This is a genomic window from Priestia sp. 53B2 (assembly GCF_056099005.1).
On sequence record NZ_JBLZXA010000020.1, the window covers coordinates 569,162 to 593,321 of the forward strand.

Annotated in this window: 24 protein-coding genes and 1 riboswitch; of the genes, 17 read left to right on the forward strand and 7 right to left on the reverse strand. The window is 37.3% G+C overall.

Annotated elements, in window-relative coordinates:
• The first annotated feature begins 1 nt into the window (after position 1).
• On the forward strand, positions 2-1,168 hold the full coding sequence (locus tag ACN6NE_RS17025; protein ID WP_474326102.1) for an ABC transporter permease: 1,167 nt from the start codon (positions 2-4) through the stop codon (positions 1,166-1,168).
• Here ACN6NE_RS17025 and ACN6NE_RS17030 read toward each other — a convergent pair.
• Positions 1,134-1,331, reverse strand: coding sequence for a hypothetical protein (locus ACN6NE_RS17030; RefSeq protein ID WP_474326105.1), 198 nt, complete (start codon positions 1,329-1,331; stop codon positions 1,134-1,136). The two genes, ACN6NE_RS17025 and ACN6NE_RS17030, sit on opposite strands and share 35 nt — an antisense overlap.
• Positions 1,332-1,421: 90 nt before the next feature.
• Between ACN6NE_RS17030 and ACN6NE_RS17035 the strand changes: the two genes are divergently transcribed.
• The 4 genes from ACN6NE_RS17035 to msrA all read left to right on the forward strand — a co-directional run bounded on the left by ACN6NE_RS17035 (position 1,422) and on the right by msrA (position 4,596).
• Positions 1,422-2,213 (forward strand): aminoglycoside phosphotransferase family protein, encoded by a 792-nt coding sequence (locus ACN6NE_RS17035; RefSeq protein ID WP_474326107.1) that lies wholly within the window; start codon positions 1,422-1,424, stop codon positions 2,211-2,213.
• A 136-nt stretch (positions 2,214-2,349) separates the two neighbouring features.
• Positions 2,350-2,850: a MerR family transcriptional regulator gene (locus tag ACN6NE_RS17040; protein ID WP_129707010.1), complete on the forward strand. Its 501-nt coding sequence runs from the start codon at positions 2,350-2,352 to the stop codon at positions 2,848-2,850.
• Positions 2,851-3,052: 202 nt separating this feature from the next.
• Positions 3,053-3,490 carry a MarR family winged helix-turn-helix transcriptional regulator gene (locus ACN6NE_RS17045; protein WP_474326111.1) on the forward strand — a complete coding sequence of 146 codons (438 nt, stop codon included), beginning with the start codon at positions 3,053-3,055 and terminating at the stop codon, positions 3,488-3,490.
• A gap of 143 nt (positions 3,491-3,633) precedes the next feature.
• A complete protein-coding gene (msrA, locus tag ACN6NE_RS17050) occupies positions 3,634-4,596 on the forward strand; it encodes a peptide-methionine (S)-S-oxide reductase MsrA (protein WP_129707014.1) in 963 nt (320 codons plus the stop codon).
• 25 nt (positions 4,597-4,621) lie between these two features.
• Here msrA and ACN6NE_RS17055 read toward each other — a convergent pair whose 3' ends face one another.
• Genes ACN6NE_RS17055 through ACN6NE_RS17065 form a run of 3 tightly spaced genes read right to left on the reverse strand, consistent with a single transcriptional unit; the run spans position 4,622 to position 8,379 of the window.
• On the reverse strand, positions 4,622-5,746 hold the full coding sequence (locus ACN6NE_RS17055) for a GerAB/ArcD/ProY family transporter (RefSeq protein WP_474326115.1): 1,125 nt from the start codon (positions 5,744-5,746) through the stop codon (positions 4,622-4,624).
• Between the two features lie 12 nt (positions 5,747-5,758).
• Entirely contained in the window at positions 5,759-6,844 is a 1,086-nt protein-coding gene (locus ACN6NE_RS17060; protein ID WP_474326118.1) for a Ger(x)C family spore germination protein, read from the reverse strand.
• A 14-nt stretch (positions 6,845-6,858) separates the two neighbouring features.
• Positions 6,859-8,379 (reverse strand): spore germination protein, encoded by a 1,521-nt coding sequence (locus ACN6NE_RS17065; protein ID WP_129707019.1) that lies wholly within the window; start codon positions 8,377-8,379, stop codon positions 6,859-6,861.
• A 202-nt stretch (positions 8,380-8,581) separates the two neighbouring features.
• Between ACN6NE_RS17065 and ACN6NE_RS17070 the strand changes: the two genes are divergently transcribed.
• The 5 genes from ACN6NE_RS17070 (at position 8,582) to sigI (ending at position 17,079) form a co-directional block, all read left to right on the forward strand.
• Complete coding sequence (locus tag ACN6NE_RS17070; protein ID WP_474326120.1) at positions 8,582-10,237, forward strand: alkaline phosphatase; 1,656 nt, start codon at positions 8,582-8,584, stop codon at positions 10,235-10,237.
• Positions 10,238-10,989: 752 nt separating this feature from the next.
• Positions 10,990-11,733, forward strand: coding sequence for a LytR/AlgR family response regulator transcription factor (locus tag ACN6NE_RS17075; protein WP_013082197.1), 744 nt, complete (start codon positions 10,990-10,992; stop codon positions 11,731-11,733).
• A 159-nt stretch (positions 11,734-11,892) separates the two neighbouring features.
• On the forward strand, positions 11,893-14,916 hold the full coding sequence (locus tag ACN6NE_RS17080; protein ID WP_474326123.1) for a PAS domain S-box protein: 3,024 nt from the start codon (positions 11,893-11,895) through the stop codon (positions 14,914-14,916).
• A 76-nt stretch (positions 14,917-14,992) separates the two neighbouring features.
• Positions 14,993-15,088: riboswitch (yybP-ykoY riboswitch) on the forward strand.
• A 96-nt stretch (positions 15,089-15,184) separates the two neighbouring features.
• Entirely contained in the window at positions 15,185-16,000 is an 816-nt protein-coding gene (locus tag ACN6NE_RS17085) for a TerC family protein (protein ID WP_129707025.1), read from the forward strand.
• Positions 16,001-16,368: 368 nt separating this feature from the next.
• Positions 16,369-17,079 (forward strand): RNA polymerase sigma factor SigI, encoded by a 711-nt coding sequence (gene sigI, locus ACN6NE_RS17090; protein ID WP_129707027.1) that lies wholly within the window; start codon positions 16,369-16,371, stop codon positions 17,077-17,079.
• Positions 17,080-17,130: 51 nt separating this feature from the next.
• On the opposite strand, the gene ACN6NE_RS17095 is transcribed toward sigI, so the two are convergent.
• From ACN6NE_RS17095 to phaQ, 3 genes are all read right to left on the reverse strand, one after another.
• Entirely contained in the window at positions 17,131-17,328 is a 198-nt protein-coding gene (locus ACN6NE_RS17095; RefSeq protein ID WP_013055933.1) for an alpha/beta-type small acid-soluble spore protein, read from the reverse strand.
• A 142-nt stretch (positions 17,329-17,470) separates the two neighbouring features.
• Positions 17,471-17,983, reverse strand: a complete 513-nt coding sequence (gene phaP / locus ACN6NE_RS17100; protein ID WP_014461097.1) for a polyhydroxyalkanoic acid inclusion protein PhaP — start codon at positions 17,981-17,983, stop codon at positions 17,471-17,473.
• A gap of 168 nt (positions 17,984-18,151) precedes the next feature.
• Positions 18,152-18,592 carry a poly-beta-hydroxybutyrate-responsive repressor gene (gene phaQ / locus ACN6NE_RS17105; protein ID WP_013055935.1) on the reverse strand — a complete coding sequence of 147 codons (441 nt, stop codon included), beginning with the start codon at positions 18,590-18,592 and terminating at the stop codon, positions 18,152-18,154.
• 392 nt (positions 18,593-18,984) lie between these two features.
• On the opposite strand from phaQ, the gene phaR reads away from it, so the two are divergent.
• From phaR to ACN6NE_RS17140, 7 genes are all read left to right on the forward strand, one after another.
• Positions 18,985-19,584: a polyhydroxyalkanoic acid synthase subunit PhaR gene (gene phaR / locus ACN6NE_RS17110; protein WP_057238759.1), complete on the forward strand. Its 600-nt coding sequence runs from the start codon at positions 18,985-18,987 to the stop codon at positions 19,582-19,584.
• An 81-nt stretch (positions 19,585-19,665) separates the two neighbouring features.
• Positions 19,666-20,409, forward strand: a complete 744-nt coding sequence (locus ACN6NE_RS17115; RefSeq protein ID WP_013055938.1) for an acetoacetyl-CoA reductase — start codon at positions 19,666-19,668, stop codon at positions 20,407-20,409.
• Between the two features lie 76 nt (positions 20,410-20,485).
• Positions 20,486-21,574, forward strand: coding sequence for a class III poly(R)-hydroxyalkanoic acid synthase subunit PhaC (locus ACN6NE_RS17120; RefSeq protein ID WP_013055939.1), 1,089 nt, complete (start codon positions 20,486-20,488; stop codon positions 21,572-21,574).
• Positions 21,575-21,695: 121 nt separating this feature from the next.
• Positions 21,696-21,914: a hypothetical protein gene (locus tag ACN6NE_RS17125; RefSeq protein WP_165351695.1), complete on the forward strand. Its 219-nt coding sequence runs from the start codon at positions 21,696-21,698 to the stop codon at positions 21,912-21,914.
• A 121-nt stretch (positions 21,915-22,035) separates the two neighbouring features.
• Positions 22,036-23,412 (forward strand): TrkH family potassium uptake protein, encoded by a 1,377-nt coding sequence (locus ACN6NE_RS17130; RefSeq protein ID WP_129707031.1) that lies wholly within the window; start codon positions 22,036-22,038, stop codon positions 23,410-23,412.
• A 386-nt stretch (positions 23,413-23,798) separates the two neighbouring features.
• Complete coding sequence (locus ACN6NE_RS17135; protein WP_474326131.1) at positions 23,799-23,966, forward strand: hypothetical protein; 168 nt, start codon at positions 23,799-23,801, stop codon at positions 23,964-23,966.
• The gene (locus ACN6NE_RS17140) at positions 23,963-24,136 is read left to right on the forward strand and encodes a hypothetical protein (RefSeq protein ID WP_165351697.1); all 174 of its coding nucleotides are present in this window, start codon (positions 23,963-23,965) and stop codon (positions 24,134-24,136) included. Before ACN6NE_RS17135 ends, ACN6NE_RS17140 begins: the two co-directional genes overlap by 4 nt.
• The last annotated feature ends 24 nt before the right edge of the window (positions 24,137-24,160 follow it).

A 24,160-nucleotide genomic window follows, 5' to 3' on the forward strand; every position in this document is an offset into this window, starting at 1 on the left:
TATGATTTGGCATATTTATAAAAAAGAGTTAATTGATTGTTTGCGAGATCGCAAAACGATTATCTTTAGCGTGTTGATTCCGATTTTATTAAATGTAGGGATTATCTTTTTTGCCGACAAAATGATGGCTAGGGATCAAACAGATTCCATGTCTGTAGCTGTTACAAAGAATTCTGATGCCAGTGTGATCGACTGGTTAAAAAACGATGAAAATATTAAAGTAATTGAAAGTAAAAATCCACTTAGTGCTGTAGAACAAGGGAAAGCGTTAGCGGCGTTAAAGATACCAGACGATTTTTCTTCAGAAGTGCGTAAGATGAAATCGCCAGAAGTTACTGTTTACACGGATTCAGCGAGCATGAACTCAGGTGCTACCGCGGAGTATATACAAAATATACTGAGTAAGCATCGAGAATCTATAGTCAGCGAACGCTTAGATCAACTAAATGTAAATAGTCAAACGATTGCTCCGTTTAATGTAATTGAAAAAGGAGTGTCTAAGGAAGATGACGGCTCTTTAACAATGATTGCGATGTTTGCGCCAATGATTATCATTATGGGCGTTTTTGGGGGGATTCTTCCTTCAGCAAATGATATTTTTGCAGGTGAAAAAGAACGGAAAACAATGGAAGCTTTATTGATGTCTCCTGTAAAACGAACGCAATTATTGATTGGGAAATGGCTTACTATCTCTACATTTGGTATATTGAGCGGTCTTTTGTCCACATTTACATTTGTTTTGTCTGTACGTTATTTAACAACCGTATTAAATGATGCACTGCAGCTCAACGGTCATTTTACAACCTTTATCTTCTCGTTTTTAGTCACCCTTACCCTGCTAGCGCTTCTAGGAGCTATGGTATTATGTATTCTTAGCCTTTTAGCAAGTTCGGTTAAAGAAGCGCAAAGCTACACATCCCAAATTATGATGGTAGCGATACTTCCATACTTTTTACTGATGGGAAAATCCGTACACGAACTGCAGCCAAGCGGATTTTTAATTCCTATTTATAACGTATTTGCACTTATGAAACAGCTTCTCTACGGTGTCTATGACATGCAGAGTCTTGCCTATACAATAGGAAGCTTGTCGGTTTGTACAGTTGTTTTATTTACGATTGGTTATACGATGTTTAGCAACAGCCGTTGGGTACTTGGTAAAGGGTAAGAGGCTGTGACAAAAGTATTTTAGTTGAAGGAAGATCCGAACGAGTAATCGTTCGGATTTTTTCAATGGTATGGTGAGCGTAGGTTTTACGTATGTAGTTAGCTGCTCCTAGCTGTTGCCCGGAAATCAACAGCAGCGTAACAAGCGATTCATAATATCCCATTTATCGGTCTCTAGATTGAATTGATTTAATTATGTCTCAGTCTTTTTGTAGGGAAATGGAGCTTAAAGGAGAATGTAGAAAGAAAGGAGAGTGAGACAGCTGCAGCCTATTATAGTAGAAGAAATTCCTCATTCTATAAAAAAGTATGTAAAGCAAATCGAAAAAGTGACGTTTCCAAAGCAAGGGTGTACATCGGATGTTGGGATCCTTCATACCGCTAAAAGGAGGTATGTTTTAAAGCGAGCAAAAGGGGAAAAATACATAAAATGGTTATATAAGGAATATTATGTATTAAAAAATATACGAGCACTGGCAGAATGTCAAAGTCCGATCGCTTACAAATTCGTTCAATCAGCAGAACAAAGCTGGCTGCTGCTAGAATTTTTTGAAGGAAAGACGGTAAGAGAGTATTTAGAGAAAGAAGATAATGAGAAAAAGCGTGAGCACATTGTCTGCGAAATGGGACGCCTGTTGGCTTGTATTCACAATGCAAAGTGTCCAGAACAATTAGTGAGCGAACATCCCTGGATCCATCGAACGATGCAAGAAGCACAGTATAATTTAACTCACTATCAGGTAGAAGGAAACCAACAGCTGTTAAAACAATTACAGGACCAACACGTGATATGCAGGAAAGAGGTGCTGATTCATGGAGATTACACGATTGATAATGTGCTTGTACATGACGGTCAGATAGCAGCTGTTATTGACTGGAGCGGAGGAGCCTGCGGAGATGCTCGTTATGATATGGCCCTTGCTGTTCGCTTTGAAGACGGAATTTTTACAGGTAAAGAGCGCGCTGCTTTTTTTAAGGGATACGGCAAGCAGATTTCACAGAGCGAATTTTGTTATTTTGCAGAAGGTTTATACGAGTTTTTTTAAGGAATAATGACATCATTTTCTTCATTTGTTGAACGTCCACTTTCTTTGACGAATTCATACTAGTTTTGTCACGTATGAAGGGATTTAAAAATTTCTCTCGAAATGGCTAGTAAATGAAAAAATGGAGGGATGGAACATGACGATGAAAACAGCAGATGTGGCAAAGGCGCTAGGAATACATCCAAGTACGGTATTAAAGTGGGTCAAAATGGCGGATATCGAGCTAGAGAGAAATGAATCGGGACACTGTGAGTTTACAGAAGAAAATATTGAAGCACTTAGAAACTTTCAAAAAAACCGCAATCGTCAAGCCGTCGTCAAAGTGGTAGAAAAAGTAGTAGAAAAAGAGGAAGTCGTTATATCTGATGAACGTGCGCAAGACATGCAAAAGCAGCTTGATCAGCTTTTTTTAAGGCTGATTGAAAATGAAAAGCGTACAGAAGAAAAAGCGGGAGAAGTAGTGACCTTTCAAATTTTAGAGCATCGTTCAGAAATCGATCGATTAAATAAAGTTATTACGAAATTAGAAAATCGAGTAGTGGAACTTGAAAGTCAGTTAAAAAGTGAAGATAGCTTAAAAGCCAAAAAGCCTGTTCCGAGATGGAGAAGCTTTTTAACCGGTATTTTTAGCTACTAGCAGCGATTTACCATAATGGTAAATCGCTTTTTTTATGGAATTTTATGAAAAATACATCAATTCGTACAGATTTGTGGAAAAAAATCTCAATAATAGTTGACGAAACGCTTAGTAATTTGATAAAACTAATTAAGTTAAGAAAGTGAAATACTTTCGTAAATACATATTCGTTATCATGTGATAGCGATAAGGAGAGTGACAAGTGAAAAAAAGAGAAGAGCTCGTTCAAGAAATGGAGACGCTGTTTCGCTTTGTGTTCAGACAGCTTCGCCAAGAAATTAATGAAGTATACAATTCAGAGCTATCAACAAATGAATTTATGGTGCTTCGTATGCTGATGGATTCCGGCAGGCAGCGATCAACTGATTTATCAAAGTATCTTCAAGTGTCAGCAAGCCACATTACGGCGGTAACCGACTTGCTTTTATCAAAAGGCTACATTGCACGCAAACGGTCTGAAAACGATCGGCGTATTATTGATATCGAACTGACCAAGGAAGGACAGGATATTTTTAATGCTATTCAAGAGAAGAAACGAGCCTATTTCCTTGAGCGTTTTGAGCACTTTACAGATAAAGAAATTGAAACGATGAATAAACTGTTTCACAAAATTAAAGGCGATCAAAATAAAGCGCTTTAAATGCGGAAGAGTAATCAGTGAATATGAGCTTCACTGATTATTTTTTTGTTTTAAAATGCAAAGAGTATCAAAGGCAAGTTAGTTGGTGAGAACATAAAATCAGCGTATAATAATAGAAAGAACACATGAAGGAGGTCATCTTTTTGACAGAACAATATGAAGTAGCAACTTTTGCCGGCGGATGTTTTTGGTGTATGGTGAAGCCCTTTGATGAACAGCCAGGCATTATAAAAGTTGTATCTGGCTATACAGGCGGTCACAAAGAGAACCCGACGTACAAAGAAGTATGCTCAGAAACAACGGGCCACTATGAAGCGGTCCAAATTACATTTGACCCAGAAGTTTTTCCGTATGAAAAGCTTTTAGAACTATACTGGCCTCAAATTGATCCAACGGATGCAGGCGGACAATTTGCGGATCGAGGCGATTCATATCGAACAGCTATCTTTTATCACAATGAACACCAAAAGGCACTAGCTGAAGAATCGAAGCAACAATTAGAAGCAAGCGGTCGTTTTTCTGAGCCGATTGCTACACAAATTTTACCGGCAAAACCGTTTTATGAAGCGGAAGAATACCATCAAGGTTACTATAAGAAAAATAAATTCCGCTATGCTATGTATCGACGCGGGTCTGGACGTGATCGTTTTATTAAAGAAAACTGGAAAGACTTTGGACGCGACGACCAGCTGAAAACGACATTAACGCCTATTCAGTATGAAGTTACTCAAAACGACGCAACGGAACCTCCATTTCGCAATGAATTTTGGGATCATACAGAAGATGGTATTTATGTAGATATCGTATCAGGAGAGCCATTGTTTAGTTCAACTGATAAGTATGATGCCGGATGCGGATGGCCGTCTTTCACAAAAGCGATTAATAAAGATGAAGTAAAAGAAAACATGGACGTTAGTCATAATATGGTTCGTACAGAAGTACGAAGCAAAACGGCTAATTCTCATTTAGGTCATTTATTTGATGATGGTCCGCAAGATGCAGGCGGCTTGCGCTACTGTATCAACTCAGCAGCTCTTCGCTTTGTTCCGAAGGAAGATTTAGAAAAAGAAGGATACGGGGAATACGCTGTTTTATTTAACAAATAAAAAAATATGAGAAAAAGAGCGTGATTCAACTTAAAGTTGGCTCACGCTCTTCTTTTTGTGCTTTCTTTTGTTTTATTTTGGCTCGAATGAGGCTATAGAGAAAAAGGAAAGGAATGTAGCCATAAATAAAGTAAAAGCCGGTCATGGATAATCGTGTATTAAGCTGATCAATGGTTTCCCGATCATCAAAGAAAATAGAAAAACCAAGAAGGGCAATAAGAACTAATATAAGAAAAATCGTAGGCGGCTTATTAAATGTTTTACTAAATCCACGAATTGTACACCATACGCTGACAGCAATAGTAGGAAGAACAACTAAAAGCCACAGAGAAATTAAAATATATTCAAAACGCTGTAAAAATGGGATTTCAATAATTTTAGCCATCGTTAAAGTTGGCCAGATGGTATGGCCTAACTGTCCTTGGCTAAAGTAAGCAAATGACACTAATGCTGTGCAAAAATATAAAAAAGTACTGAACAAAACGCCATATTGCCCCCACTTTTGGCTAGTAGCGCCATTTTTTATAAATGGATAGAAAAAAAGCACGGATTCAAATCCTAAATTCTCAAAGGTCATCAGTTTAGTTGAAATTAAAAATTCCCATATCGTATGGTCAAACAAAGGAAATAAGTTATTAAGGTGCCCATATTTTAATGTATAAACCAAGGCAAACACGAGCGGCAAAGGAAGCATGACCCCAAAAAAGGCAATTCCAGTAATCACACGAAACCCACCGGAAACCGTGTAGTAAATAATAGGCAGGTATACAAGTGATACGATCCATGTTTCCAGCTGTGGAAACATCCATATTTGTAAAATCTCTACGTACGTTCGGTAAATCGTTAATGCAAAGATAAAATAATAAATCGAAGCGGCAAGGGTTAAAGCCCCTCCAAGGTATTTCCCGAAATATAGCCGGTGAATATCAACAATATCGCTGTTTTCACGGGTTAAGATATTAAAGATCATGGCTAATAAAATACAAACGCTGATCGCAGCAAGAAAGATGGATATCCATGCTTCATATCCAGCTCCTTTAATAATATAACGCTGAAATCCTAGTATTCCAACGCCAATCTGAGTAGAGTGAACTAAGAAAAAAAGAAAAGAAGGGGAAACTTGATTTTCTTCTTTAATTGTATTATGCACCTTTTCTTCCTCCTAGTTGCTAATACCGGTTTGAATAAGATGAACATGAGCTTTTACTTCAATATTCATATCCGGATATTGCGCTTTGAATTCTTCACTGTTAAACCCTCGTGTTTTACTTCGCACATAATCTGTAAAACAAATGGGGTCGATTTTGTGTTGCTGAAGCTTTTTAATAAAAGCATCTCCATCTTTTTCAATGTCTTTTTGAAGCGTTCTTTCAACCATTTTAATATGATCGGGGTCTGTTAAATCTATCCATCCAGGAAACTCTTTTACAAGGCCATCGATCGTTAAATGTGCAACGATACTTGGACGTTGATGATTTCCTTTAATTTCATACTTTGTTTTGGTGCGCAAGTTTTGCAGTATAATTTCGCCTTTGCGGTCACTTTCTTTAATTTTTACTGAGTAGCGGCCGTGCTTTGTTCCGCTTGTTAGCAGCTTAAATAAAAACGTTTCTTTCATCCCGATGGTTGTAACGACTTTTTGCTGTTTGAAAAGCGCCAGTCCTTTTAATTTAATAGCATCTTTTTCTTGGGCTAAAACAGGAAGATACGGATCACGGTCGTCGCTAAAAAAACTGAATAAAAAAATTTGTAAATTGGTGTTAGGCAAATTTTCTGTGCGGATATTTTGTTCGATTAAATTCGAAATAAACTGATAGTCTTTAATTTTCTTTTTTGTAACGGAGCTCAATAATTCGTGTGCGTTGCCATCTACAATGCTTAATTTAATATTACGTCCAAGGTCTGGATTTCTAGCAATGGTATTTACTAATTCATCTACTCCATGTGTTGCAAATTTTTCTCCAATAACGATGCTCCTCAGCTGCCCGAAAGCAACGGGAAGAGATGATTTATTGTTTAAGCGAAGTGGAATATCAAATGATGAATTAGCAGTAGCCGCAATAATACTTGGTTCTTCCGTTGGTCCATATTTATAGATAGGGTATAAAATGGTTCCTCTGACTTTATTGCTTTGAGGAATATAATCATATCCTATGGAGTTGACTACTTGAATTTCGTCAATCGTTTCACGGTCTGCACAGCTCGTTAAAAAAGTAAGACAAGTGCATAAAATAAGTATTCTCTTCATGACGTTTCCCCGCTTTACTCATTATCTAAATTACTTTTTCTTTTAGCCTTATTCGCTTTATTGGGGTTATAGCGGAAGCGCTCTAAAGGACGCAAGTAGCTTGGCCGCTTGGCCGTATGACTATAGGGCAATCGCAGAAAGGTATCCCTATACTCTGTGGGCCGAAACGGAAAAAGCGGAACAAGATAAGGCATGCCCAAAGATTTTAAACGAAGCAAATGAACCAGCAAGAAACAAAAACCAAAGGTGATGCCGACTAAACCGAACGCAGTGGCAAACAAAATAAACGGAAAACGTAGCAGCCGGATCGTGTTAGACATTTTAAAAATAGGCGTTGTAAAAGAGGCTAAAGCTGTCAATGAAACAATAATAAGCAAAATATTGCTTGTTAACGCAGCTTCTACTGTTGCTTGCCCAATAACAATTCCGCCTACGATTCCCAGTGTTTGACCTACTTTTGTTGGAAGTCTGGCTCCGGCCTCACGAAGCAGTTCAATGGTGATTTCTAAAAAAAGTACTTCGATGACCGGTGGAAAAGGAACGTTTGTCCTTGAAAAGATAATAGGCCCCAGCAGGTCTTTTGGAAGCATCTCATAATGATATGTAACAATTGCTACATAAAGAGGCGTAGCAAAAATAGAGAAAAAGACGCCAAAAATACGAATAACTCGGAAAAATGATCCTAGAACCCACGGTAAATAGTAATCTTCAGGTGAAATAAAAAAGTCAAGCAGCGTTGACGGACCTGTAACTGCGTAGGGTGAACCGCTCGAAAAGAAGGCAGCTTGCCCGTTTAACAGACTAAACAGGACTCGGTCGATCCGCTCTGTTGTTAAAAAGAGTGGAAACGCCGTAGACGAATTATCTGAGATCATCTGATCAAGCATCGTACTATCAAAAATGACGTCGAAATCTATATCTTCCAGGCGCTGCGTCATAGTGTCTACGTGCTGAGGGTTCGTTACGCCTTCCAAATAAACAAGAACGACGCGCGTTTTGGATTTATTTCCTACGGTGAGTTCTTTAAAAATAAGATTTTCGGAAATGACCGTTTTTCTCATTAAGTAGAGGTTGACATCTAAATCCTCTACAAAACCAATTTTAGGTCCAACGACGCTGAACTCATTTTCCGTTTCATTTTCTTTTCGAAACCCTGTATCAAAGCTTTGAACTTTAATAAGAGCTACTAGCTTATCGTCTTTATGAAATTGAAACATCACATAGCCGCGCAGCAGCTTTTCTAAAATTTCTTTTGTATCTTTTGTAACGGAAATATCTTCAATCGGCAGAACATTTTCGACTTCATATACACTGCTTAAGGTGAAGTCTAATTTTTGAAAAGGCTCAAGTATTTTATCTTCAACACTTTGCATGTTTACGAGCTGCTTAAAATAAGTAATAATGTATTTTCGATGCTGCGAACCAATGGCTAATGTTGTGAAATCACTTGATTTTTTAAATTGTTTAATCAGTTCATCCAATGTTTTTTTGGGCTGATCCTCTGCATTCTTTTTTTTAAATAAATGTTTAAACATAACCGTGCCCCTCGCATGACTTTCTATTACTGGTAGTTTGTTCATGTACTTCCTTTTTATTCGACTATTTTTTCTCACGAAGAAAGGAAGGATATAAAGACAAACTTTACACTCTTTTACAGTGGATAAACAGTGGATTTACGTTTGAATGGTAACTTTAGACATGTCGAAGACAATAAAATAAAGGAGCGGGTACATTTATATGAAGAAAAAATTAGCAGGTATTACACTGGCAGGAGCAGTAGCACTGGCCTCGTTTGGTGTAGGAAACTCACTTATTCAAACGGAAGCAAAAGTGGAGCATAAGTCAGCTAAGAAACCTCAAAATGTCATTATGATGGTAATGGACGGGACGAGTTCAAATGCTACTACACTCGCAAGATGGTACAAGGGAAAACCGTTACATATGGATCAGCTGATGGCCGGGGGAGTACGTGCGTATTCGGCAGAATCTGCTATTACAGATTCCGCTCCGGCAGCTACTGCTTTAGCAACAGGAAATAAATCAAATTCAGGTTATGTAGGTGTGCTTCCTTCAGTAGTGAATACACCTGGGGTTAAATCCGTAGAAAAAGAAGATCAATTTCGTCCCGTAGCAAACGTTCTAGAAGGAGCAAAGCTTTCAGGGCGCGCAACAGGAATTGTGGCTACTTCTGAAATCCAGCACGCCACACCAGCTGGTTTTTCAGCCCATAACTATAACCGTGATGATTTTCAAACGCTAGCGGAGCAGCAAGTGTATCAAAACATTGATGTAGTGCTTGGAGGAGGTAAGCAATCTCTTCTTCCGGGAAAAGAAGAAAAAAGCCGGAAAGACGGTGAAAACTTAGTCAATGTATTGAATAAAAGAGGATATGACTTTGTAGAAAATAAAAAGGAATTAGAACAGTCACGCGCCAAAAAAATCTGGGGGAGCTTCGCCGACCGAGACTTAGCGTATGATATGGACCGACCGCAGACAAAAGCAGAACAGCCAAAGTTGTCCCAGATGACAAATAAAGCAATAACAACACTATCCAAAGATAAGGACGGTTTTTTCTTATTTGTTGAAGGAAGCAAAACGGATTGGGCAGCTCATGCGAATGATCCAGTAGGAATGATTAGCGATGTATTAGCGTTTGATGAGGCAGTGGGTAAAGCAGTAGAGTTCGCTAAAAAAGATGGAAATACGATGGTTATTGCAATTGCCGATCACGGAAACAGCGGTCTTTCAATCGGTAATGCAAATACAACAAAAGGATACGACACCACACCTGTTTCTGCTTATATTGATCCATTAAAAAAAGCAAAAATGACGTTAGAAGGTGCTACGTCTAAATTAAAAGAAGATTTATTAAATAAAGAAGAAGTAGCTGCGTTGTATGGTTTATCAAATCTAACTTCAGAGGAAAAAGCGCAGCTGACTAAAGCAAGAGATAAAAAAGAAATCGGTGCTACACTATCGAAGTTATTAGCCAACCGAGCAAACCTTGGATTCACAACGGGTGGTCATACGGGTGAGGATGTATTTCTGTATTCGTACGGCTTAAATCGACCAACGGGGCACTTTGATAATACGGAGATTGCCAAACATATGGCTAAATCAATGAATATTAACTTAAACGAGTTAACAAATGAATTATTTATTGAAGCAAATAAAGCTTTTAAAGGCTCAAAGGTAGCGGTTGACTCAAAAGACAAAAACAACCCTGTGCTGGTTGTTACAAACAATAAGCGAACGGTACGTTTTCCAGTAAACAAAAATATTGCGATTGTAAATGGAAAAGAAATTCAAATGGACAGTGTGGTGGTACAGGATAAAAAGAATCGCTTCTTTGTACCGAAACAAGCACAGCAAATTGTGAAAAATGAAAAATAAGAAATGAATGCAAAACAGGCCGGGTTATAACTTTAGGCCTGTTTTTTTACAAATAATAGACGGTTAATTAGGTGTATGTAGCCTTTATAGAAGAATGAATTGATTTATTTTACAAATAAATAGCTTTGAAAACTTAAAGGAATGGAGAGTCTTCACGTTTAACTATATGTAATTTATACTATGAAATGGTATAATAATCATAGTTTTAAGAGGAACTAGTTCGGAATACATATGTAAGTTCATAACTTTGTATGCTAGAATTTTTATAATAAAATGAATAAAAAATACATAAATTTTTTTGGATGAAATCACAAAGTCATGGTTATTAAGGATGATATGTAAGTAATTACCTTGAATAAAAAGTAAAAAAATAATAAAAGTACGGGTGAAAGAGCGTAGAACATGTTTTAATAGTAAGAGAAAACAAAATGATTGAAAAAAGCGTGCCGCCTTTATTGAAAATGTTAAATAAAGATTTTGACATGCTGATTTACAGAGTATAAAAAGGGTATTAAATCATTGTTAGGAAAATAAATGATAATAGCTAAACGGTTTTTATTTCTTCTTCTAGAAAACCTACAATTATTGCAATATTCCCCATGAACAATCGTTATGCGTTCCATTAACGATTAGCTTCCGTGTAGATTATTCATCTCAACATAAAAACACTATAACGATGTGTAGACATGCATAAAGCAGAATGGGCAATAGTTCGTACTATACTTTAACATTGTATCCTAGGGGGAGTCAGGATGAACAAAATTAACTTAATTATTGCCGATGATAACGAAGATTCGGTTGAAATTTTAGATTATTTTATAGAACAGCTTCCGGAATTTGAAGTGATTAGCATTTGCAAAGACGGGGAGCAGCTTGTACAGGAAGTGATGGCTAAGAGTCCAGACCTTTTGCTCGTAGACATTAATATGCCTACGATTAACGGTGTAGATGCCATAAAAAAGTGCCTGCGCATTAAGCCGAATTTAAACTTCATTTTTATCACCGGTTATGATGAATTTGCTGTGAAGGCATTTGAGCTGTCAGCATTGGATTACATTGTAAAACCGATTGAAAAAACCAGGCTTTATATGGCGTTAGAGCGGGCAAAAAACTCCATTGGAATTGATAAAAATCAGTCAAAAAAGCCAGGTCAGCAATTAAAAAGACTGCCTGTAAAATTTAATGGATCTACTTACTACATTCCAATTGATCAAATTATTTTTATCGAAAAATCTGGAAAAAAATGCTTGATCTATACTCAATCACGTGTCTATGAGACATATGAAAATATTAGTGATATCTATATGTATTTGAACCCTTCTGTATTTAGTCAAACACACCGGTCTTATATCGTGAATTTACAGAAAGTTTCGCACATCACACCAAAAAACGAAACATATCTTGTTTATTTCTTAGAAATTGATGAATATGCTCATATCTCAAAATTAAAAATCCAAGACGTTCAAAAACAGCTGCATCAGTTAATGACGAATTAAGAAATGCTGCTGCTTCTAAAATAGTTATGTTGATGAAAGGACGAAGCTTATGTAAGTTTCGTCTATTTCATGTGTCTGCTTTCGGAACAAATGATAGTAATATAGTTCTTATGAGGAGAGTTAGATAGAAGAAGTAACGTTGAATTGAAAGGAAAGAAAATGATTTCAATTACTGGTCACTATAATGAATTTACCGTATTTCTTGCTGTCATTGTAGGGATTCTTGCCTCTTATACAGCACTTGATATTATGAGCAAAATGATGAAAAAACACCGGAACAATTATTTGTGGCTTACACTGTCAGCGGCTTCAATGGGGCTTGGAGTGGGGGCGATGCATTATATTGCTATGCTTGCTTATTACGTTCCTGTTAGCTTTCATTTTGATGTTGTACTTTCTGTCCTTGCTTTAATAATAGCGATTAGCGGGTCACTAGGTGCGTTTTGGACATTCTGGAAATGGCGCACGTCGGTATGGTCAGGGCTTATTTTAGGAAGCAGTATTCTGGGTACGCATTATACTGCAATGGCAGCAATCGAAACAGAAGCACGCATTCATTATGCCGTGCTATCTGTTTTGCTTTCCATTATCATCGCCCTGATCGTTGCATTTTATGCGATGCACTTGTTTTTTCGTTCGAAAAGTGTGAAAGCTAATCCGTTTCTTAAACTTGTTAGCTCTATTTTATTAGGCATTGGAATTTCAGTTATGCATTTCATCAGTATGTATGGAATGAAGCTGCATATTGCACACTCCGTTGCTAGAAAATGGGGCCAGTGGTTGCCATATCAAGCGCCATTTTCCAATATTATTGCAAGTATCACAATTACGCTGCTCATTGTCTTCCTGCTCGTTGCTGCTTTTAAGCGTCAGGAAGAAGTGAGAGAAAGTCAATTAAAAGAAGAGTATTATCAATCTCTTTTTAACTACAATCCCAATATTGTGTGTGCGGTTGATTTGTACGGCAATATTCAAACGATTAATCCAAAAGGAACAGAACTAACAGGATACACGTTGCATCAAATGGAGAAAATTCCGTTTCCTTATATGTTTAGAGAAGCTGAGAAAGCTGAAGAATATATGTGGAAATCCCTGAGCGGAGACTCTGTTTATTATGAGGCAACGCTCATTCGCAAAGATGATCAGCCTGTATATGTTGAAGTAACGCAAATGCCTATTATTGTTCATGGTCAAATTAAAGGCAGTTACGTTATTGCCAAAGATGTGACAGATCGAAAAAAGGCTCAACAGCAGCTTCTGGATTTACAAGAAGATTTAAAACGCACGCTTTCACAGCAGGAGGGGGCTATTTTTAAATTTGTGAAAAACGATAAAGGATATATTCATACCATGTGCGAAGGCAAAATGGTTCGTGAAATGGGATATGAGGAAATAGATGTTGTCGGTAAAACACTTGAAGAATTTTTGCCTGAATCCTACGCCGAAGAAAATAAAAGGTACTATGAGAAAGCATGGGCGGGAGAGAAGGTGTCTTATGAAGTACTTTTGAACAATTTTGCTTACTATACGAAGTTAATACCTCATATTTACAAAGGAGAAGTAAAAGAAGTTATTGGTTCTATAGTAGATATTACCGATCTTCACGAAGCAAGAGAAAAGCTCGCTAAAAGTGAAAGCATGTATCGCTCCGTTCTTTCTACAATGTCAGAAGGTGTGGTGTTTCATGACCTTGAAGGAAATCTAATTGCTGCCAATGCCTACGCTGCTAAAATTCTAAACGTGCCTTACGACCAAATGTTATCGGTTAACCCGTTTGGTTTAGACTGGGAAATTATTCATCCTGATGGCACAGCTTTTGCACTGGAAGACATTCCATCTGTCCGCTGTCTTCATACAAAAGAGCCCGTACGAAACACGGTTATGGGCATTTATTTAAATGAGAAAAAGTTGACTTGGCTTTCAGTGAATGCTGAACCTCTTCAAGAAAGCAAATATTATAAAGGCGTAGTTGTCACATTTTATGATATTACAAAACAGCAGGAACAAGAACAAGATTTGCTTCATTCCAATCAGCAAATGATTATAGCAAAAGAAGAAGCCGAAAAGGCAAATCAAGCCAAGTCTGAATTTTTATCAAAAGTAAGCCATGAGCTTCGTACGCCTTTAAACAGTATTTTAGGTTATGCACAGATATTGGAAGAGCAAGGGGAAAAAGATTTAACAGAAAAACAATTGAATCGTATACGAAAAATTTTAAAAGCAGGTAATCATCTTCTTTATTTGATAAATGAAACGCTTGATTTATCGAAAATTGAATCAGGTCACTTAGCCATTAATCTTGAACCGGTGTCGGTAAAAGAGGCGATTGAAGACGCGTTTAAAATTATGAAACCATTAGCAAAGGATAAGCATAGTATACTTTATACTCACTTTCATGCATACCAAGAAGTCTTTGTTGAAGTAGATGAACTTCGGTTTCAGCAGATCTTATTAAATCTGCTTACCAATGCCATTAAATATTCGCCCGCTTATCGCGATATCACTATCTATACTGACATCACTCAGCATCACGTAACTATATCGATTGAAGATAAGGGCTTTGGAATTCCAGCTTCAGAATTAAATCGGATTTTTGAGCCTTTCTACCGTGTGAATAGACTAGAAAAAGACGGAACAGGAATTGGGTTGGCGCTTGTAAAACAGCTTGTTGTATTAATGAATGGAACGTGCGGAGTGCAAAGTGAAGAAGGAAAAGGCAGTACATTTTGGGTGCGTTTTCCCTTAGTACATCCACCTGTTCCTAAACGATTATCAGTTGGAGGGGAAGCTGAGTTATTTTTAGGTTTTTCTATGCCGATCTCAATTGTGTATATTGAGGATAACGATACAAATATTGAGCTTATGCAATCGATTCTTTCTCCATATAAAAACGTTAAGCTCTTAGTTTCCAAAACAGGAGAAAACGGCATCGGGCTAATCAGGTCCATTTCACCGGATATGATCTTAATTGATATTGACCTGCCTGATATGAATGGTTTTGAGGTATGCACACAGCTTCAGCTGGAAAAAGAGTTGAAGCATATTCCGCGAGTCGCTCTAAGTGCAAGCGCGATGCAAAGCGATATCGATCAAGCTTTTTTAGTAGGTTTTAGTGAATACGTAACAAAGCCTATTCATATTTCAACGTTTTTGAACGTATTAAAACGCTTAACAAAAGCTTAACAAAAGGTTAGGGGGCTTTTAATTGACTTATTAATGAACCTTTTATAAAATAAAAATAACTTAATACATTTACTTCTTACGGAGTAAAGGGGAGTAGCGTCAGGGAAACCTGAAACAAAGTCGTCATTACATGGAGTATTCCATCGGCTTTGTTGGCATAATGATTATGCTTAGCAAGACCTTTGCCATATTTGGCAAAGGTCTTTTTGTGTTTTATTCCGGTAATGAGGATAAATAAACTTATACAAAGAAACGAGAGGGGATTTTTATGGATGCATCACTTTTGTTAGAGTATGGATGGGTATTGCTAGTGCTGGTTGCATTAGAAGGAATTTTGGCGGCGGATAATGCTCTTGTGATGGCTATTATGGTCAAACATTTACCGGAAGAAAAACGCAAGAAGGCATTATTTTACGGATTAGCCGGTGCCTTTATTTTTAGATTTGGTTCGTTGTTCTTGATTTCCTTTTTAGTCGACGTATGGCAGCTTCAAGCTATAGGAGCCATTTACTTATTGTTCATTTCCATTAATCATATTGTGAAGCGATATGTGAAAAAAGACGATCATGAAAAAGTGAAAGAAGCAGACGAGGAAAAGGGCTCAAGTTTCTGGATGACGGTTTTAAAAGTAGAAATAGCAGACATTGCTTTTGCCGTTGATTCAATTTTGGCCGCTGTGGCTCTCGCCGTTACGTTGCCCACAACAAATCTTCCTCAAATTGGCGGACTCGACGGCGGACAATTCTTGGTGATCTTCGCCGGAGGAATTATGGGATTAATTATTATGCGTTTTGCTGCAACTTGGTTCGTCAAGCTATTAAATACGCGCCCAGGCCTAGAAACGGCGGCTTTTGCTATTGTAGGCTGGGTAGGGGTTAAGTTAGCGGTCTATACCCTTGCTCATCCGGAGTTAGGTATTATTAATGAACATTTCCCTGAATCAAAAGTGTGGAAAATTACGTTTTGGATTGTGTTACTTGGCATAGCTGCTTCAGGCTGGTTTCTATCTAAAAATAAAGAACAAACTGATCTTGAAGGCTCAGAGAAAGAAAAAGAATCGTTAAAAAAAATTGAAAATCAATAATACAAAAAAACGCGCCTTCAATGTTAATTGAAGGCGCGTTTTTTATATGGGGATAAAATACCTAGTTTAGATTGTTTAAATAAAGGGTAAAAGAACTAACTGCTGTTTAATTACTGTATATCCGAATGTTTTGCTTTTTCGTTCATATTCTGTAGAGAACAGAGCCGTGAGTACTTCAGTTCAATGAAGTTTATTTCAGTTTATAAACATATATTTCAAATGTATGTTAATTGGTAAAATTGAGCTATTATGGGTTATAATAAAGGGAAATTAAAAGGAGCAGAGCGCTTCTCAACCCTGTTCGTCATCAAAAGAATGGATATTAACATGGTATAAAGCAACTGAGTATAGTAAAAGAGGTGAAGCCAATGCTCACAAAAGTTCAAACGCCTCCATCGCTTGAAACGCTTGTACTGACGATTCAGCAAGGGGATAAACAATTACATAATGAAATGATTCAACAATATAAACCGTTTATTGCTAAAGTTGTTTCAGCTGTATGTAAACGTTATATAAGTGAAGCTGACGATGAATTTAGCATTGGTCTGATTGCATTTAATGAAGCCATTGAAAATTACACAATCCAAAAAGGACGATCTCTTCTTGCATTTGCGGAACTTATTATTAAAAGAAGAGTAATCGACTATATTCGAAAAGAAAAGCGAAATCAAACGCTGCTCTATAACCGAATTGAAAATGAAGGTTTTATTCAAGATAAGGTAGAAAGGGATATATCGCTTTCTAACTATAAAAGGCAAAGTGAAACTTCATATATTCAAGAGGAAATGACTTATTTTTGTCAGACGCTAAAATTGTTTAAATTAACTCTTGAAGACATTATTAACACGTCTCCTAAACATAAGGATGCAAGGGGAAATGCAGTGGAAGTTGCATCTTTTATCGTCAATGAAAAAGAATTAAAAGATAAGCTGTTTTTAAAGCGGCAGCTTCCTATTCGCTTGATTGAAAAACATGTCAAAGTAAGCCGGAAAACAATTGAAAGAAACCGTAAATATATTATCGCGATGGTTATTATATTAGCGGGGGACTACGTGTATTTAAAAGACTATATTATGTAAGAAAAAGGCACACGCAGGTGCCTTTTTTTAGCCATGTTATGAAATTATGTTTTATTTTTGTGTGCTGCCGCTTAAGTGAGCTTGAGCTTGTTGCACCAAGCGTTTTGTGATTTCTCCGCCTACTGAACCGTTGCTGCGTGCAGCAGTGTCAGAACCTAGAGTTACCCCAAATTCTTGAGCGATTTCATACTTATATTGATCTAAAAATTGTTCTACACCTGGTGTTAATAGTTTATTTGTTCTAGCCATGATTAGTCATCTCCTTTTTAGTGGTACAGCAGTTTACTGCTGTACCTGTATTATTTGTTGTTTCCTATTTTGCATACTGGTAATGGTTTGCAAGAAAGTATAAAAAAGCCCAGCTTTCAAAGAAGCTGGGCTTTTTTATATATTATTTTACAACTGCATATTGCTCAAGAGACTGAGCAAATGACTTTTGAAGAGATTTTACTTGTTCTACGTATGCATCAGATACGTGTTGGAATTCTTGGCGCGTTTTCTTTTGCTCTTCTACTAATTGTGTTACTACTTGATGATATTGTTCTTGAGCTTGCTTTACTAAAGAATAGCTTGATTTGCTTTGGTTAAGAGAAAGCTCTTGTAATTTATTTAATGCTTCATGCGTGCGGTTTGTCCATTCTTCATAAGAATCGGCAACAGCGTTTCCAGCTGTTTTACGTAAGTTTTCAACTGTTTTTTGTTGAAGATCTTCTAATTCAGCTTTCCATTGTTTGTCTGTTGCTTGAAGTTGTTCAACTGCTTTTGTTACAAATTCTTGCTGTTGCTCAAGTGCTTTTAACGTCCATTGCTCAATTTGTTTGTTTCCGTCTGCAATGTTTTGTAACCCCTTTGTCCATTGTTCCCACATTGCATCAATTACTGTATCATACTTTACTGTTGACATAATCAAATTCCTCCTTGAATAATTTGGTCTGGCGAACAGTTATCGTAATGAACAAAACGTTAAAGAAGAAATTCGTAGTTGTGTAATAAACCTAACATTCCGCGCTCGCTGGTTGACCGTGAAATTTAACATTATATTAGGAAACGCAGATGTACTGCGTGAATCCCTTTAATCGTTTTCTTCCTCTTTTGATTCTTTTGACTTTTTAGAAGAAGAAGAGCTAAAAGGGAACAACATGTCGGTATACATGTGAAAAAATGAATCTAACATGTTTTGATACTGTTCAAGTGAATTAGCCCACATGCTTAAATATTGTTCACCGGCATCTGTTAATGAATAAATCCGGCGTGCAGGTCCTTCAGCTGACGTATCCCATTGCGATGTAATCAAGTTGTCTTTTTCAAGCTGTCTCAGCGTGCGGTAGACATTTCCCTGATCAACTGATGTGAATCCAAAGCTCATTAGTTGCTGAATGAGTTTGTAACCATGTAGATTCCAACCTCTCAAACTTAAAAGAAGAAAAGGAACCATCAAGTTTTTTGGTGCACCGCTAATCGATTTTTCTAAGTTGTTTGAATTAGAGGTGTTATCTTTTTCACTTGATCCCAAGGTAATCACCCCTTCGAAAAAAGAGAATTTGTTTTCTATATGTGTAATTTACACCTAGATGAAAAAATTGTCAACACTTTAAAACATGTCTTTCAAATACAGGAAAAAAGAACGATTTTTTGGATTTCGACAAAAAGCGTCAAAAAAATTCAAAAATAAACAAAGATTTAGAATTGTTTATTTTGGGAAACGAATTTATAATAGTACATGTAGGTAATTTTTATAACATTTATAATTTGTTGGTAAGTGAATTGTGAAAAGATTTACATTATCCAATAAATAAACGCAAAATTGGTTGCGTTTACTTAGAGCTTCTAATATGTCGCTTGTCACATTAAGTGTCCATATTGAAAGCCATCACTTTTAACGTACACAAGAAAGGAGATGGAGTTTTGGAACAGCAAAAAGTATTTGATCCGTTTCAAGCATGGAAAGACGTATATGACAAAACCGAATCTTACTGGGGTAAAGTTATTGGGGACAATATGAATCGTGAAGAATTTTCCCAGCTCATGGGAAATGTGCTAAATATGAACCTTCAATATCAACAAGCAGTAAATGAAGTAACGGGGCGCTATCTGCACCAAGTAAATGTACCAACAAAAGAAGATGTAGCAAACGTTGCGTCATTAGTCATCAATGTGGAAGAAAAAGTAGAATTATTAGAAGAACAATTTGACGATCGTTTTGATGAATTAGAAGCACAGCAAGAAAGTGCATCTGCTTTGAAAAAAGATGTCACTAAGCTGAAATCTGATGTCAAATCGTTAGACAAAAAACTCGACAAAGTTTTGTCTCTTCTTGAAGGGCAGCAAAAAAACCAAGACGAGTTAAAAGAAACTATTCAAAAACAAATTAAAACTCAAGGTGAGCAGCTTCAGGCTCAGCTGTTAGAAAAACAAGAAAAATTAGCTGAAAAGCCAAAGGCAGAAGCTAAATCTGAAGCAAAACCATCAAACGCTCAAAAAACTGAGCAGCCGGCTCGCAAGTAAGGTATAGGGGATTTTATAACAACATTAACTGCTGTATTTACAGTAAAAATCATCGCTGAAGAAGCAAGGGGGAAATTTTTCATGACAACATTACAAGGTAAAGTAGCAATCGTAACAGGCGGATCTAAAGGTATCGGGGCAGCAATTACACGTGAGCTTGCTTCTAATGGAGTAAAAGTAGCAGTAAACTATAACAGCAGTAAAGAATCTGCAGAAGCAATTGTCAAAGAAATTAAAGACAACGGCGGAGAAGCTATTGCGGTTCAAGCTGACGTGTCTTATGTAGATCAAGCAAAACACCTAATCGAAGAAACAAAAGCTGCGTTTGGTCAATTAGACATTCTAGTAAACAATGCTGGAATTACGCGCGACCGTTCATTCAAGAAGTTAGGTGAAGAAGATTGGAAAAAAGTAATTGATGTAAACTTACATAGCGTATACAACACAACATCAGCTGCGCTAACGCACCTTTTAGAATCTGAAGGTGGTCGTGTTATCAATATTTCATCAATTATTGGTCAAGCGGGCGGATTTGGTCAAACAAACTACTCAGCTGCTAAAGCAGGTATGCTAGGATTCACTAAATCATTAGCTCTTGAACTAGCTAAGACAGGCGTAACGGTTAATGCAATTTGCCCAGGATTTATTGAAACGGAAATGGTGATGGCAATTCCTGAAGATGTTCGTGCAAAAATTGTTGCAAAAATTCCAACTCGTCGCTTAGGCCACGCTGAAGAAATTGCACGTGGAGTTGTTTACTTAGCAAAAGACGGCGCGTACATTACAGGACAACAGTTAAACATTAACGGCGGCTTATACATGTAATAAATGCTGGCCCTGACTTTTGTCGGGGCTGTGCTTGTTAACTAACTACTAATGGAATGAAAGGGTGTGTATATTCGTGGCAATTCCTTACGTGCAAGAGTGGGAAAAATTAATCAAATCAATGCCAAGTGAATATAAAAGTTCTGCAAGACGTTTTAAGCGTGCATATGAAATTATGACAACAGAAGCGGAACCGGAAGTTGGATTAACACCAAAAGAGGTTATTTGGAAAAAGAACAAAGCGAAATTATATCGCTATACGCCAGTAAAAGATAACCTGCATAAAACACCAATCTTACTCGTATATGCATTGATCAATAAACCGTATATTTTGGATTTAACACCTGGAAACAGCCTTGTTGAATACTTATTAAACCGCGGTTTTGACGTGTATTTGCTTGACTGGGGAACTCCTGGGCTTGAAGACAGCAATATGAAGCTAGATGATTATATTGTAGATTATATTCCAAAAGCGGCGAAAAAGGTGCTGCGCACTTCTAAATCTCCTGATTTGTCTGTTCTTGGTTACTGCATGGGCGGAACTATGACATCTATTTTTGCTGCATTAAATGAAGACTTGCCGATTAAAAACTTAATTTTTATGACAAGTCCATTTGATTTTTCGGATACAGGTTTATACGGAGCATTCCTAGATGATCGCTACTTTAATTTAGATAAAGCAGTAGATACATTCGGAAACATCCCTCCAGAGATGATTGACTTTGGAAACAAGATGTTAAAGCCAATCACGAATTTCTACGGCCCGTATGTAACGTTGGTGGACCGCTCGGAAAATCAGCGTTTTGTTGAAAGCTGGAAGCTAATGCAAAAGTGGGTTGCTGACGGAATCCCATTTGCTGGCGAAGCTTATCGTCAGTGGATTCGTGACTTCTATCAACAAAACAAACTAATCAATGGTGAACTTGAAGTTCGCGGACGCAAAGTAGATTTAAAAAATATTAAAGCTAATATTTTAAACATTGCTGCTAGCCGTGATCATATTGCGATGCCGCATCAAGTGGCAGCTTTAATGGACGCTGTTTCAAGTGAAGATAAAGAGTATAAATTGTTGCAAACAGGTCACGTATCTGTTGTATTTGGTCCAAAAGCAGTGAAGGAAACATATCCTTCAATCGGCGATTGGCTAGAAAAACGCTCTAAATAAAATAAAGACGAGGCTGAGACAAAAGTATTTTAGCCGAAGTGAAAAACGAACCACTGATATTAGTGGTTCGTTTTTTTGTGATGGTGAACGTAGGTTTCAAATATGTAGTTGCTTCTAGCTGTTGATTGGAGGGCAAGGCGAAGACTCCCGCGGAAAGCAAAGGCTTGCACGGAAATCAACAGCGGTGTCACAAGCGGTTCAGCTCATGTATCCCATTTGTTCGTCTTTAGATTGGATTCATTTAATTATGTCTCAACCTCGTTTTTTGTATAAACAGACAATAGCGAGTGATGATTCTTTATCTGGACTGATGGGATTTATGATATCTAATGACAAGTGAGGTGACTTCTTTTATACTAATGTAGTCACCTTCTTAAACATGGGATTTTTTACATGGATATAGCTATTCATGTACCAATGAGTATGCTTTGGGAAGAAAGAAGAAAACTATTAGTATTATAATGAAAAAGGAATGTCAGATTATGCCGCAACCATGGAAACGACGAGTGAGGCAGATGTCTTCAGCTCAAATTATTGTTACATTTTACATAGTGGCTGTTACGCTTGGGTTTCTATTACTTAGTATTCCAGAAGCTTTAAGGCCAGGAGTAAAGTTAGCATTTATTGATCGCTTATTTATTGCCGTTAGTGCGGTAAGTGTAACAGGGCTGACACCTGTCTCTACTCCGGATACATTTAGTACGACGGGCTATTTTTTGCTCGCTTTTATCTTTCAAATCGGTGGTATTGGTGTAATGACACTCAGCACATTTATTTGGATGATTTTGGGTAAAAAAATAGGTTTAAAGGAACGTCAGCTCATTATGACAGACCATAACCAATCCCGCTTATCAGGATTAGTTGACTTGATGAGAAATATTTTATTTATTATTTTTGCAATTGAATTAGTTGGCGCCATTATTTTAGGATTACATTTTCTCCGTTATTATTCGAGCTGGACAGATGCGTTTCTGCATGGTTTCTTTGCTTCTGTCAGCGCTACAACAAATGCTGGCTTCGATATTACAGGATCTTCATTTATTCCGTATGCCCATGATTATTTTGTACAAGTGGTAACCGTTATTTTAATTACGCTTGGAGCGATTGGATTCCCTGTATTAATTGAAATTAAGCACTATTTTTTAACATTTAAAGATAAGCGTAAATTTCAATTTTCGCTATTTACGAAGCTAACGACCATTATGTTTTTTCTGCTGTTAGCAGGGGGAACAATCTTGATTCTTGTGCTAGAGCATTCAGGGTTTTTAGCAGATAAGTCTTGGGATGAATCGTTTTTTTATGCGTTTTTCCAATCCGCTGCCACAAGGAGCGGAGGAGTGGCGACCATGAATATTAATGAGTTTTCGCTTCCTACGTTAATTATGATGAGCGCGATGATGTTTATCGGAGCTTCACCGAGCTCAGTAGGGGGAGGAATTCGTACGACGACGTTTGCATTAAATATTCTTTTCCTGTTTTATTACGTAAGAGGAAATAAGACGATTAAAATCTTTCGCCGCGAAATTCATGAAGATGACATTATTAAATCAGTAGCGGTATCGATGTTAGCCGTAATCATTTGCTCGATTTCTCTTCTTATTTTAAGTATTACAGAACATTTTTCTCTCATTGAGCTTATTTTTGAAGTGTGTTCAGCTTTTGGGACAACAGGTTTATCAATGGGAATTACAGGAGGGCTTTCTGATATCGGTAAATGCGTTATTATGATTTTAATGTTCATTGGCCGAATCGGCATGTTTTCATTTATTTTAATGCTTCGCCGTCCAACTTCTGGACCGGATTATCACTATCCGAAAGAACGTATTATTATTGGATAAAAGAGGCTGGGACAAAAATATTTTAGTTGAAGGAAGATCCGAACGAGTTTGTTTCTTGATTAAGAATCAAACTCGTTCGGATTTTTTTATTATGATGGTGAACGCAGGTTTCATGTAGCTGCTTCCAGTTGCTGATTGGAGGCTGAGGCGAAGACTCCTGCGGGGGAAACGGAACAGATGAGACCCCGGCGTAAGCGACGAGGAGGCTTATCAACAGCGGTGTAACAAGCGGTTCAACTCATTTATCTCATTTGTTCGTATTTAGAGTAAAGTGATTTCGTTATGTTACAATCGCTTTTTTACAGCTTTTTCTGCTTATATTGCGCATCAGAAAGTGCATTCTAAGAAAAGGAAGTTCAATGGACTTCCAAGCATAGGAGGGATATATGATGGCAAAGCGTAAAGTAGGGTACAAATCAGCACTGACTAACAATAATACACCAAAAGAGAGCCTTTCAGATGCAGAATTTGCTGCTGAATATGCTGGCGGCGAGGAGCCGGCTAAAGGCGCGAATCGTAATTCAAAAAAAGGAAAGCAAGGTAAGCAACGATGAGCAAACATAAACAGCAAAATAAGCACATCGCAAGCACCGAAGCAAAGCAAAAGCAATTACTGCAAGAAGAGTTCGGAGCGGAAATGGGCGATCCCAACGCAGCTAAAATATATGAATCCCTAGGAAAGACAAAGTCTGATAAAGAGTATGAAAAGAAAAAAGAATGTTAAAGAAAAAAACCTCGGATATCCGAG